Raw genomic sequence first — 14415 nt, 5'->3', positions numbered from 1 at the left:
AGGTGATTAAATGCTACCTTTCTTCACAAACCCATATCCAAATGAGTTGTTGTATTCAGCCATTGCTCGTTACCACTTTTATAGTGGGAATCTTGATTGTAAAGATACGTTGGAAGAGTTGTTTGGCAGTCGTTGTGTGATACCGAGTGTGGAGATTGGCAGCTATTTTTCTGTTTTGGCAGAAAAGCTAGGACCGCATTACTCGGTAGAATCGCTTTTATCCAACCATACGATTTATCCGTATTATGCTTCGTTTTTATCGAAAGCACGGCAGCAGGAAGTTTTGCAGGATGTATTACAAGATGGACAGGCATTATATACAAGGCTTGGCATGATTGCGGGAAGTGTTTGTAAAAAGGATGGTTTATATTATTGTGCCGAATGTGCTAAAGCAGATGATGCACAATACGGAGAACCGTACATTCATAGAGAGCATCAGCTTCAAGGAATTAATTATTGTCTACATCATGAAGTGTCTTTGCGTAAATATCCAACTACAACAGATAGTCGGATACAATATGTCAGATTTGAATTAAAACATATGAATTTAACAGCTATTTACGAAACGGATCCATATAAGGATATAGCTGTAACAATAGCAAAGCAGGCATATCAACTGTTGCAATTACCTTTACATGGACTTTCAAGGGAAATCATAAGTTCTAAGTATCGAGCGTTATTAAGAGAGCGCAATTTAATAACAGCCTCAAATTGTGTGCGACAAAAGGAGTTATATCAAGCGTTCGAGTCACATTTCCCAAAGGACTTTTTGCAACTGTATGAAAGTGAATTAAACGAGGCATACGAATATAATTGGTTGAAGGTGTTATTGCGTAATTCCAAGCGTCATGTACATCCGCTACGTCATTTATTTCTGCTGGATTTTTTACAACAGGATATAGAGAGTTTTGGAACTACTTCAGCTGATCAAGGTGCATTTGGTAATGGTCCATTTCCTTGTTTAAATAAGGCTGCATCACATTACAAGCAGTTCATCATTCAAGATGTAGACGTAACAAGGGATTCTAAAACGAAAAATTTAATTGGCACATTTACATGCTCATGTGGGTTTATTTATGCAAGAAAACAATCGACAGACATATTCAAGATAGGTCGAGTAAAAGAGTTTGGTCATGTATGGCATCAAAAATTAATTGAACTTTCATGTGAAAACATAAGTATCAGAGCAATTGCAAGAGAGTTAGGCGTAGATTCTAAAACCGTAAAAAAATATTTAGAACAGCCATCATTCAAACAGGACCAGCAAAAGGTTCCTATTACAGTATCAAACTTAGATTCATATAAAGCTGAATTTATTACGATTGTGCAAAAGCATCCGCAATCAAGTAGAACGCAATTACGTAAAACTTACCAAAAAGAATATATGTATTTATACCGTCACGATAAAGAATGGTTGTTTAGTATATTACCAGCCCATCAAAAGCGTTATAACGAGGTTAAGACCGTCGATTGGAGTAAAAGAGACAAACAATATACAATTGCAATAAAAACGCTATATGAGCAATTATGGGCGTCTGAGAAGCCTATTCGAATTACGACATCTCTTTTAGGTAAACGTTTAGGGATAATAGCCAATCTTGAAAGACATTTAGAACAGCTGCCTATTACAAAGCGTTTACTTGAGCAAATTACGGAAAGTGTGGAACAATTTCAAATTCGCAGATGCTGTAGAATCATTGATAATTTGAAAAATGAATCAAGCGATGTGAAATTGTGGCGTGTTCAAAGATTGGCAGGGATAAAGTCAAAGGATTTTAAAACGATTCGGTCAATATTAGAGGCGTATTTACAGGAAGGTGGAATCGATGAAAAGCAAAGATATAAAGCTTAAGAATTGGCCGTTTGATCAAGGTGCACGCGTGAAATTAGAATGGATCGGTGCACCTTTTAGATACGAAAAAAAGATTGTGCTGCCAGTTTATTTTAGTGGAAAAGTTAATGGATATTATACAACTGAAAAGTTAATAGTTGATTGGACTGTATTAGCTTCTTTAAGAATCCAGCATTATTACGTAGATGGGGTTATTACGCAACCTATCTCACCTAACCAAACTGAAGAAATTATCATTACAATAGATCCAAATTACGTTGGCTATTTTGAACAAAACTATTCAATACGCGGGACAAAATATACAGAAATATCGCAAACTTTCGTTATCAAATACAATGGGGAGCGTTTCTACCTACCTTTAATTGAAGTGCTTAGAGGAATCATTGCACCGAATGCATTCCTGTTGAATTGTTTATTTGAAATGAACTCTTTCCCGTTATATTTCACAGAACAATATGAGTCGGATTTATTACGATTACACTTCGCGTCTTCATACAATGCAAAGTATTTAAAGAACGAGTATTTACATCATTTAGTGTGGCTATTAATGAACAATAACGCTCGTAAAGTATATGAAAGTATAGCTAGTAATTTTCATTTTAATGACTCTCTTAAGTTTGAATGGCCATTTCAAACACCAATCAAACTAAAGCTACGTGTGAAAAAAACACCAACAGGATATACAGTTCTATATATTAAGGCGATGCTAGATAAAGAATTGCAGGTTTCTAATTTGGAAATTACTCACCCTAGCCTTGTTCGTCATGAAAAATCGAATGAACCAAGAAAACGTATAATTCTCCCCCTTTCAACTTCAGGCGATTATGAAGCGGATGTAACAGTTGATGGACGTACAAATGAATTTGATGAAGTAATGACTGATACTTTAACTCATGAATACGTAGATGCTCTAGTAATTACTAAACAAAGAATAACTTCATCCAAACAACGCGAGGGAATTGATCACAACACTAAAAAGACTGTCAAAGCAGTTAATAACAGCCGTTCAATGGGGGATATTGGCGGAACAAGTCTATTAAGAGGCTTAGAAGTTAAGTCATTACAAAATACATATGTTAATGGTGAATTAGCGGACTTTAAAGAAGTATTAAATGAGTTATCAAGAGCTTATTTTGTAGAAAGTGTGGAGGCATATGTTGGTGAGTTAACTGACATAGGAGAGCGTTCATTTGCGTTTTTAGATGATGGCATTACTCCTAGAAAGTATATAGTGGCATATGTAAAACTAAGGAATGGAAAAGAAGTTGCATTGTTAGAAGTTGAACGCGCTGGGCGTAGTGTTTCTACTTTAATTATTACATCCTTAGATTGTTCAAATATTAAATTGCATATTGAGCCTTTACTAAAATACATTATATTCAGCTCAGGTAGTTGGTTAAAAGAAGGTTTAGTTAAATGGGAAAAGAGCCTAGCGATTTATAAAGTAAAGCACACGAGTAACTTTAAAAAGTTGGTATTCAGTAAAATCTCAGACGTTTAATAAATAATCCTTTTAATACACTTAAATGGAACACTCCATAAATGGTGGTTGCGACAAAACAAAAACTTAACTTTTGTGTGTCCGAAACCTTGACCTAAATCCAGCTCGCTGTTACCCTGTTTTTTGGTAGATAGTATAGTTAAATGAGATTTTATTTATTATATTTGTGAAGTAATCTACTTAAACAAACGAAAGTGCTGTAGTTTAAAAAGGATTTATAACGTATACATCAATAAATATAATAACGTTCCCAAATGGAAGTTTGGGGGCATAGGGAAAAGCGACAAACGTTGATATAACGGCCATTTGTCTCTTTTTTAGTGGAACATTGTTTATGCAACTTTTTATGCAAGCACGGCAAACACTTGATACAAGGCAGAACAATCTATAAAATAGTAAATGGAAAGGGAGATTATAGTTTCTACCCGTAATCTTTTTTCTGCAAACGGGCCATTATCCAAAATACCACATAACAGAAGAAATTTATGATAAATATATATTAAGTTTTGAAATATTGGTATTTATGCCAAAGGGTATTCAGTACAGTGCAAGAAAAATAGTCTTAGTTAACTTGACTTTTTTTATTAAAAATATATAATTACTAATGTATTTTATAAACTATTAGGAGGATTATTAAAAATGACACATTCTATGAGACTACGTTCCCTATCTTTGAACAAGTAATTAAATACGTTCAAAGGCTCTGTTTGTATTTACAGAGTAAACGGGAGTAGTCTGTCCTTTTTTAATAATCTTCATTTCAAAAATCCACCCAATCCATACTTGTGGTTTGTCTAACTATTTTGATGTAGGCAATATACTGTTTGATTTATTTGGGATGGAAAGATGTTATGATGAGAAAGGCGACTTGTTCTGCCTTTCTTTATTTTTATCTTTTTCACTTTCTTAGCCATGCTCATGCTAGAGCTAGGTATGTTTAGTGATGACTTTCTACAAGTCACAAAAAATAAGGATGGATCTCTTTCCCTTTACTCTAAAATCACAAGCAGATGCTTGTGATTTTTTTATTATTTGGAGGTAGGGAAAATGGATAATATGAATTGGAAACGGAAATTTATTGCGATTTTTACAGGGCAGTTCTTTTCACTATTAAGCAGTGCTGCTGTTCAATTTAGTATCATTTGGTGGTTAACAGATACATCAGGAGGTTCTCCACTGATTTTAACATTAGCAGGACTGGCTGGATTTATGCCACAAGCATTGTTAGGTCCTTTTGCAGGAACTATTACTGATCGTTATTCACGAAAAGTGATTATGATAATTGCAGATATGACGGTTGCACTTGGAAGTTTAGCTTTATTTGTATCAATGTATTTTTATGATCCGAGTATTATATTGGTGATAATTGTATTGATCGTTCGTTCATTAGCAACTGCATTCCATATGCCGGCTATGCAAGCGTCTATTCCACTAATAGCCCCAAAAGAGCATTTGACAAAAGTTTCTGGATGGGGACAGACAGTGGCTTCTATATCAAATATTGTTGGTCCAGCAGCGGGGATGTCATTACTAGCGATAAGCTCCGTTGAGTGGGTTCTATTACTAGATGTCTTTGGGGCAGTAATTGCTAGTAGTATTTTGCTATTTATTCACATTCCAAATGTACAGAGTTCAGAAACTGTTGATTCTTCTAGTTTTATCAGCGATATGAAAGAAGGATATCATGCACTTGTAAAACATCCTGTTTTATTAAGGTTAACAGTCACGATTACGATTGTTTCGGTGCTGTATATTCCGCTAGGCACTTACTTTCCGCTTATGACACGAAATCATTTCGAGAAGGGCGTAGTTGAAGCTGGAATAATCGAAATTGTTTTTGCTGTTGGCCTCATCTTTGGTGGTATATTAATGGGGATTTTCGGAGATCGATTTGAAAAATTGAAACTCATTGTTAGCGGAATGATACTGATGGGGATTGCCTTATTCATTTCTGGCACACTTCCATCAACTTTATTCTATGGATTTATCGTAATGGCTGGTCTAGTGGGATTGTCTGGTCCATTATTTTCAGCTCCGTTTTATGCTCTTATCCAAACCGAAATTGAACCTCATTTACTTGGGAGAGTGTTTAGTTTTGTTGGAAGTTTGGCATTACTTGCAACACCGTTGGGTTACGCATTTGCTGGGGTTCTGATCCACTTAACAAATGTGGCCGTATTATTTTTGATTACAGGTATATTAATTGTATTAAATGCTGTTATCGTAAGGAAAGCAAAATAGGAGGGGAATTTCATGCAATTTTTACTATTCTTTTGATACGAGCTTGGTTTTGAGAAAGAGGCTCGTATCGATTCTAGCTATCGATACGGAATAAAAATATTTCGGGGGTAGCGAAAGATGGAACAAATCTGTTTTGAATTAGAAAATGTAGAAGTGACATATCTAGATAAAGAGGTTTTAAAGATTGAAAGATTAGCTGTACACCAATTTGACCGTATCGGCATAGTCGGTAAAAATGGTGCAGGTAAAAGCACGTTACTAAAATTACTGGCGGGTATCATTAAGCCAACAACGGGAAAGGTGAATCGGCTTGTTGAGAATGGCTATTTTGAGCAACTTGAAACTCCATCAGTACGTGATGCTGATCCAGTGTTACTTGGAAAATTAGACGTACCAAAAGACTCTAATCAGCTAAGCGGTGGGGAACAAACAAGGATGAAACTCGCTAAATTGTTTACTCATTATTATGAAGCTTTATTAATTGATGAGCCGACTACTCACTTAGACCAAGAGGGGATTTCGTTTTTGCTCGATGAACTTAGGTATTACTACGGAGCGCTTGTATTAATTAGTCATGACCGTTCTGTATTAGATGAACTAGTTACGACAATTTGGGAAGTTCATGAAGGTAAGGTACGAATCTATTCAGGAAATTACAGCGACTACATGGCACAAAAGAAGTTAGAACGTGAACAGCAGAGTCAAGCACATGAACAGTTCATAAAAGAAAAGAGCAGGCTAGAAAAAGCAGCACAAGAAAAAATGAAGAAAGCTGAAAAAGTTGCACAAGCAGGTCGATTGTCAAAAAAAGATGCGAATGCAAAGCCGGATAAGTCCTTTATGACAAAATCCAAAGGTACGAGCCAAAAAGCTATGCAGCGTGCAGCAAAGGCCATTGAGCAACGAATGGAAAAACTTCAGGAAGTCGATGCTGTAAAAGAGGATAGGCAAATAAACTTCCATCAATCGAGAAATTTAGAGCTGCATAATAAATTTCCGATAATGGCAGACCGATTTACTCTTCAAGCGGATAACAAAGTATTATTAAATGAAGTAAGTTTTCAAATGCCGCTTGGTAAAAAAATTGCAATTTCGGGTAAAAATGGTGCTGGCAAAAGTACTTTACTCCACCATATTGCTATCAATGCGCCCGGTTTAACAATTTCACCAAAAGCAAAAATTGGATACTTTCGTCAAATGAGCTATCAATATACAAGGGATGAAACGGTATTGGAATTTCTGAAAAATCGTTCTGAATACGATGAGAGATTTTTACGAAGCGTTCTACATTCCATGTTGTTTGTCGGCACAGATATATTAAAAAGTGTAAAATCATTAAGTGGTGGTGAAGCGATTCGTCTACAATTATGTCAATTATTTTTAGGAGAGTATAATATTTTATTGTTAGATGAACCAACCAATTTTTTAGATATCTATGCTATTGAAGCGTTAGAAAGATTTATTACAGCATATAAAGGCACTATTATCTTCGTATCACATGATCGCAGGTTTATTGATTGTGTAGCAGATTGTATATATTTCATTGAAGATCAACAGCTAAAATTAAGGGGTTGATTAATGATGAAGGAGAAATAATGGGGTTATTATCAAAATAAGATCTTTCGTAATTGGGTACTGTTTTGAAGAATACAGTAGAGAATTATCAAACTTTTTTATAAAAATAGTGTAATACTTCATAAAGAAAGAATCCGTTTTGATCAATCTTTTTTCAAAATGGATTCTTCTTATTTATCGTTTAATAAGGGTTTACGAGGTGTTTTTGCTCAAACTATATTTCAAAGTTACACAGACTAGATTATCTATCGAAAGGTGGTTGTCTAATCAGATTAGCTTTTTTATATGTGGTATTTTTAATAAATTATCGTACTTTCTATATTAAAGTGATATATTCAATAGAAAATTAAAGTACATATACACTTTGAAGTTCCTATTTTTGTATTAATGTTATAATAAGATAAGAAAAATATGAGGAGGCATTCACGTGGGGTATCAATCTGAAGCACAATTAGAGAAGCATCTAGTTGAGCAACTGCAAACACAAGGTTATGAAACCGTTCAATTATCTGATTATCAATCTGTCTTAACTAACTTTCGTGCACAATTAAATAAATTTAATGAAAAAAAATTGAATGGCCAATTATTAACAGATAAAGAATTTAAGCGTGTGCTAGTAGCAATAGAAGGTAAAAGTATTTATGAATCGGCTAAAATTTTACGTGATAAATTACTTATAGAACGTGAAGATGGAACAGAATTATATTTAGAATTAATGAATACAAAACAGTGGTGTAAAAACTTATTCCAAGTAACAACACAAACAACGATGTTTGGAAAGTATGAAAATCGCTATGATGTGACCATTTTCATCAATGGATTACCTATTGTTCAAATCGAGTTAAAGCGTCGCGGACTTGATTTCAAAGAAGCTTTTAATCAAATCCAGCGCTATCGTCGTCATTCATTTCAGGGACTGTATCATTTCCTGCAAATTTTTGTTGTGAGTAATGGTGTTGATACGAAATATTTCTCAAACTCGGATTATGATATTCAGTTTGGTTTTACGTTCTTTTGGTCAGATGAAGAAAATAATATTATTACGAACTTACAAGAGTTTACGAAAGTATTTTTACAACCATGCCATCTAGCAAAAATGGTTAGTCGTTACATGATTATTAATGATACGGACAAAGCATTAATGGTGATGCGTCCGTATCAAGTGTATGCAGTAGAAGCATTAGTGAAACGTGCGAATGAAACGAATAATAACGGTTTTATTTGGCATACGACAGGTTCTGGGAAAACGTTAACCTCTTTTAAAGCAGGACAAATATTAGCGAATGAGGAGAGCATTAAAAAAGTGTTCTTCCTCGTCGATCGTCAAGATTTAGATAGCCAAACGACTGCAGAATTTAATAAGTTTGAAAAAGGTTCTGTGGATCGCACAGATAAAACAGAGGAATTAATTAAGCAAATTAAAGATCCGATGAAACGGTTCATCGTTACGACTATTCAAAAAATGAGTAATGCAGTTAAAAATCCACGTTATGAAAAAATCATGGAACCGTATAAACAAGAACATGTTGTTTTCATTATTGATGAATGCCATCGTAGCCAATTCGGCGATATGCGAAAAGATATCGATCATCACTTCCAAAATGCACAATACTTTGGTTTTACAGGTACGCCACGTTTTGAAGAAAATAAAAGTCAGGATGGTCGTACAACTGCAGATTTATTTGAAAAATGTTTACACAACTATTTAATTAAAGATGCGATTCGTGATGGGAACGTATTAGGTTTTTCAGTTGAATATATTAGTACATTCCAATCAAAAGCAGATGAATCTGATGATACAAAAGTGGAAGGTATTGATACAGATGAGGTATTACATCACCCTACGCGTTTAAATATGATTACAGAACATATTGTCGATAATCACAACCGTCGCGCAAAAAGTAAAGGGTATTGTGGTATCTTTGCGGTAGATTCGATTCAAACGTTAATTAAATACTATGATTTATTTAAATCGAAAAATCATAACTTGAAAATTGCAGGGATTTATTCATTTGGTGCGAACGAAGAAAGTGATGGTACAGAAGAACATTCACGTGAAGCATTAGACCGTATGATTGTCGATTATAATAAAATGTTTGGAACAGACTATTCAACCGATACATGGGATCGCTACTTCTCTGACGTATCGAAAAAGATGAAAAATGCGCAAATTGATATTTTACTCGTTGTAAATATGTTCTTAACAGGATTTGATAGTAAGCCACTTAATACATTATATGTCGATAAAAACTTGCAATATCATAATTTATTACAAGCTTATAGCCGTACAAACCGTGTAGAAAAGGCGACAAAACCTTATGGTAATGTCGTTTGTTATCGCAATTTAAAGAATCAAACAGATGCGACAATTCGTTTGTTTTCTAAAACAGATTCTGTTGATGATGTTTTAATGCAAAACTATGATGCCTATCTAGCAAAATTTAAAGAAGCATTAAAAGGTCTGAAAAAAGTAGCAGTATCGCCTGAGCAAGTAGACACACTTCAAACTGAAGAAGATCAACGAGAATTTATTGTGGCTTTCAAAAATGTAACGAAAATGCTTCAACGACTGCAATCATTTTCTGACTTTGAATTTGATGAAGATGAACTGCAAATTACAGAGCAATCTTATGAAGACTATAAGAGTAAATACTTCAAAATTCATGATCGTTTGAAGAAAGAGAATCCATTTAAGGAATCTATCTTGCAAGATATTGATTTTGAACTAGAGCTTATGCACACAGATAAAATTAATGTAACTTATATTATGAATCTCATTGCTAATTTAACAATGAATGATGAAAAAACACGTGATCAAGAGATTAAGTTAATCAAACAAGAGTTAGATCATGCGTCAGATGAAAAGTTACGTCTAAAAGTTGAACTGATTCATAACTTCTTAGATAAAATTGTGCCACAGCTCGGTACAAATGTATCGATTCTTGATGAATATTCAAAATATGAAGAAGTAGTACAAGAAGAAGAAATGACTACATTTGCAAGTGAAGTAGGATTAGAGCAATCTGTTTTAAAAGAACAAGTAGCGACTTATGAATACGCTAATCTCATTGAAGATCGTGCAATTATGGACCAATTATCAGGATCATTTTTAAAGAAAAATAAGGCGATTAAAAAGATTAAACACTTTATTCAAGAACAAGTTGCAAAATATGGAGCGTAAGAAAAGGGAGGCATAGCCTCTCTTTTTTTATGTTATTTTAAAAAATATCGCAAATAAACGACTTTTTATATTGATATTATTTAAAATATCGTTTAATATGGTGTTTATAAAGGAGGTTATGCGATGAAGTTAAGAGAATGTGCAGATGTTACACAAGGTGTTTTCACAAATCGAGTTGAAATATCTAATCTAAGTGAAGATAGTGTCCAGATGCAGTTAGTAACATTAAAAGAGTTTAATCATTTACTTGGAATTGATTATCGAATTTCTCAAGAAAAAGACCGATCGATTTATGTAAATAAAGAAAAGATTAAACAAGAAGTATTAACTGATCCGGAAAGCCTCGTGTTACATACATTAACACAAAAGGTTGCATGGTTTCCTCCGCAATATCAAGGTCTTTTATTAACAAATAATTTTATGAAAATAAGCTTTTTTGAAAAAGTAGATGTGCACTTTATGGAATGGCTATTCAATGAACATCCTTCTATTCAAAAGCAAATCGCATTATTTACAGAAGGAAGCATTATTTCTTCATTGAAGTTATCGAATGTAAAAGAAATTGAATTGAAACTACCCAATATTGAAAAACAAATAGTATTAGGGAAGATTGCACAATTAAAAAAGAGAAAAACAGCGCTTTTAAAAGAGAAGAATCGATTAGAACAACTACTCCTTCATTATGAAATGGTAGAGAGTATCGAACAATTAGGAGGTCATTAATATGACAACAAGTGAAAAACAACGTCAGCAACAAGCAGAATTGCACAAAAAACTTTGGGCAATGGCCAATGACTTACGTGGTCAAATGGATGCGAGTGAATTTAAAGACTATATTTTAGGCTTAATTTTCTACCGCTATTTATCAGAAAAGGTTGAAGCTCGTGCAGGTAAATTACTTGAAGAAGATGCACTAACATTTGTGGAAGCTTGGGATAATGAAGAATATCGTGAAGATTTACAAGAATATTTAATCGAAGAATTAGGTTATGTGATTACACCACAATACTTATTCTCTACATTCGTGAAAGAAATTGAATTAGGTGTAAACGGTGATTTCGACGTTGAAACGCTTCAAAATGGCGTTAAAGCAATTGAAGCTTCAACAATGGGCGCAGATAGCCAAGAAGACTTCGAGAACTTATTTGATGATATGGATTTAAACTCGACAAAACTCGGCAAAACGGTAAAAGCACGTACAGAGCTAATTTCAAAAGTGATTGTGAATATTGCCGATATACCGTTCCTACAAGACGACGTAGAAATCGATGTATTAGGTGATGCTTATGAATATATGATTTCTCAATTCGCCGCAAACGCTGGTAAAAAAGCTGGTGAGTTCTATACACCACAACAAGTGTCACGTATTTTAGCAAAAATCGTGACAGCTGGTAAAACAGAAGTTAAAAGCGTATACGATGGTACATGTGGATCGGGTTCATTATTATTACGCGTTGGTAAAGAAGCGAAAGTATACAAATATTACGGTCAAGAAAAAGTATCAACAACATTCAACTTAGCACGCATGAACATGTTACTACATGATATTCCATACCAAAACTTCGACATTAAAAATGCCGATACATTGGAAGATCCTCAGCATATGGGCGAAACATTTGAAGCCATCGTTGCCAATCCGCCATACAGTGCGAAATGGAGTGCAGATGACAAATTCCAAGATGACGAGCGTTTCAGTAACTATGCGAAACTGGCACCAAAATCAAAAGCCGACTTCGCATTCGTCCAACACTTTATCCATCATTTAGACGACAACGGTACATTCGCAGTCGTATTACCACACGGTGTATTATTCCGTGGCGCTGCAGAAGGCGTGATCCGTAAATATTTAATTGAAGAGAAAAACTATTTAGATGCGGTCATCGGTTTACCAGCGAACATTTTCTTCGGTACATCCATTCCGACATGTATTTTAGTATTCAAAAAATGCCGTAAACACGATGATAACGTCATCTTTATTGATGCATCAAATGAGTTTGAAAAAGGCAAAAACCAAAACCACTTATCAGATGAGCATGTTGAAAAAATCGTCGCAACGTATTTAAGCCGCGAAACGATTGATAAATATTCATACGCAGCAACATTAGATGAAATTCGTGAAAACGACTATAACTTAAACATCCCACGCTACGTCGACACATTCGAAGAAGAAGAACCAGTAGATCTAGCCGAAGTCGCAAAACAGCTCGAAGCCATTGATGCCGAAATTGCGAAAGTGGACGAAGAACTCGCTGCATACTTCAAAGAATTGGGGGTGTAGGAGATGAACGTACCAAAGTTGAGATTTAAAGAGTTTGATGGGGAATGGGAAGAAAATAAACTATCAAATTTATTAGTAAAGATTGAAGAAAAAGCGACAGATACAACTAAAGGTGTTGTACTGACTTCTTCTAGAATGGGTCTATTTCCGCGTTCTGAATATTTTAATGGTAGAGAAGAAAAAGATATAGAAGGATATTCTATAATTCCGAAAAACACTTTTACTTATCGCCAAATGAGTGATGATAATACATTTCATATTAACTACAATACGAAATATAATTTAGGGTTAGTAAGTCCAGAGTATCCTGTTTTTAAGACAAATAATTTTTTAACAGATGAGTATTTTTTTAACTATATCAATAATTCTCCTAGATTTAAAAAGCATTGTGTCTTGCAGAAAAAAGGTGGCACGCGAACTCGATTATACTTTAAAGTCTTGGGAGAATTGGTAATAGCTAAGCCTTCTATAGAAGAACAGAAAAAGATAGGTGATTTCTTTAATTTATTAAATAAAAAAATCCAACTCCAACAACAAAAAATTGATTTGCTGCAAGAACAGAAAAAAGGATTCCTGCAAAAGATGTTTCCTAAAGCTGGTGAGACACAGCCAGAGATGCGGTTTGATGGATTTACAGGGGAATGGGAACAGAGTAAGTTTGCACAAATACTAAAAACTTATCCATTTCAATCTTATTTGATGAATCCAAGTCAATCTGGAAAATATGAGGTGATTCAGCAAGGAGACAAGCCAGTAGTTGGTTATGCTGATGGAGAGCCATTTGAAGATTTTGATGATGTATCTTTATTTGGTGACCATACTGTTTCTTTATATAAGCCTAAAGAACCGTTTTTTGTTGCAACTGATGGAGTTAAAATCATTGGGGCTGATAATTTTGATGGCAAATACCTATTTGCCACATTAGAGAGATACAAACCAGATCCTCAAGGATATAAACGCCACTTTACTATTTTAAAAAATGAAGACATTCAGTTTACTATTAATAAAGATGAACAAGTGAAAATAGGTATGTTCTTCAAAAAGTTAGATGATATTATCAGTTTTCACCAAAAAAAACTAGAATTACTTCAAAAACAAAAAAAAGGATTTATGCAACAAATGTTTATATAACAATCAAAAAGCATTCTAGTATTACGTAATATTAGAATGCTTTTTCAATAGAAAAGGAGTTAATATGAAAAAAGAAATTTTTTTAAAGTCGTTAGCAGAACATGGCTATAATGTGATGTTTGGCGCTAAAAAGCATTTTGCAACCCATGATATTGTTGAAAAAGTACCAAGTGGAATAGCTTTGATTACATTATTAATCGGGATATGGCAATTGTATGCACCGTCTTTTGACTATAGCAAAGAAGTGTCTCTTGTGATTATTTTAGTAAGTGTTGTTGCACTGCAAATAAACCTATACAACTCTAATAAAGAAGATTATATGAAAGCTGGCATAAAACTAACAGAAATTCATAATGAATTAAAAGATATGTATTATCAGACAAAGAGTTCTACTGAATCTGAGGTGACCAATGCAGAGCAAGAAAAACTACAAAAACTGTTGAATGACTATTATGCCATAAGCATCACAAAGCAAATAACATTTAGTGATTGGTATGCTCATTATAAATTCTTTTATCAAGCGCAGCATGAATGGATTGATGAGCAAAAAAGCTTTACTTGGAAAGATAGATTTCCAATGTCTTTGAGAATGTGGATTGTTATTATAATTATTACAATTTTAAGTTTTGTAATAAAGTTTTGTATTGAAAATTAGA

Annotated in this window: 9 protein-coding genes; all 9 read left to right on the top strand. The window is 34.0% G+C overall.

The features are described 5' to 3' along the window. Positions 1–10: 10 nt before the first annotated feature. The 9 genes from QN089_RS14600 to QN089_RS14560 all read left to right on the top strand — a co-directional run bounded on the left by QN089_RS14600 (position 11) and on the right by QN089_RS14560 (position 14414). Positions 11–1852 carry a TnsD family Tn7-like transposition protein gene (locus QN089_RS14600; protein WP_195862696.1) on the top strand — a complete coding sequence of 614 codons (1842 nt, stop codon included), beginning with the start codon at positions 11–13 and terminating at the stop codon, positions 1850–1852. Then, the gene (locus tag QN089_RS14595; protein WP_195862695.1) at positions 1827–3353 is read left to right on the top strand and encodes a Tn7-like element transposition protein TnsE; all 1527 of its coding nucleotides are present in this window, start codon (positions 1827–1829) and stop codon (positions 3351–3353) included. The genes QN089_RS14600 and QN089_RS14595 overlap by 26 nt, the downstream gene beginning before the upstream one ends. Before the next feature lie 1047 nt (positions 3354–4400). Further along, the gene (locus tag QN089_RS14590; RefSeq protein ID WP_101035418.1) at positions 4401–5594 is read left to right on the top strand and encodes a macrolide efflux MFS transporter Mef(F); all 1194 of its coding nucleotides are present in this window, start codon (positions 4401–4403) and stop codon (positions 5592–5594) included. Between the two features lie 117 nt (positions 5595–5711). Beyond that, complete coding sequence (gene msr(G) / locus QN089_RS14585) at positions 5712–7169, top strand: ABC-F type ribosomal protection protein Msr(G) (protein WP_195862629.1); 1458 nt, start codon at positions 5712–5714, stop codon at positions 7167–7169. A gap of 427 nt (positions 7170–7596) precedes the next feature. Further along, positions 7597–10350: a type I restriction endonuclease subunit R gene (locus QN089_RS14580; RefSeq protein WP_285215616.1), complete on the top strand. Its 2754-nt coding sequence runs from the start codon at positions 7597–7599 to the stop codon at positions 10348–10350. A 123-nt stretch (positions 10351–10473) separates the two neighbouring features. Continuing rightward, positions 10474–11073, top strand: coding sequence for a restriction endonuclease subunit S domain-containing protein (locus tag QN089_RS14575; RefSeq protein ID WP_285215615.1), 600 nt, complete (start codon positions 10474–10476; stop codon positions 11071–11073). A gap of 1 nt (position 11074) precedes the next feature. Continuing rightward, positions 11075–12628: a type I restriction-modification system subunit M gene (locus QN089_RS14570; protein ID WP_285215614.1), complete on the top strand. Its 1554-nt coding sequence runs from the start codon at positions 11075–11077 to the stop codon at positions 12626–12628. 3 nt (positions 12629–12631) lie between these two features. Continuing rightward, positions 12632–13759 (top strand): restriction endonuclease subunit S, encoded by a 1128-nt coding sequence (locus tag QN089_RS14565; RefSeq protein WP_285215613.1) that lies wholly within the window; start codon positions 12632–12634, stop codon positions 13757–13759. 64 nt (positions 13760–13823) lie between these two features. Next, the gene (locus tag QN089_RS14560; RefSeq protein WP_285215612.1) at positions 13824–14414 is read left to right on the top strand and encodes an SLATT domain-containing protein; all 591 of its coding nucleotides are present in this window, start codon (positions 13824–13826) and stop codon (positions 14412–14414) included. Position 14415 lies beyond the last annotated feature (1 nt).

This window comes from Kurthia sp. YJT4, from assembly GCF_030219945.1.
GTDB lineage: Bacteria > Bacillota > Bacilli > Bacillales_A > Planococcaceae > Kurthia > Kurthia gibsonii.
The sequence above is the reverse complement of the archived record's forward strand: the minus strand, read 5'-3'. Positions and strand labels throughout refer to the sequence as shown.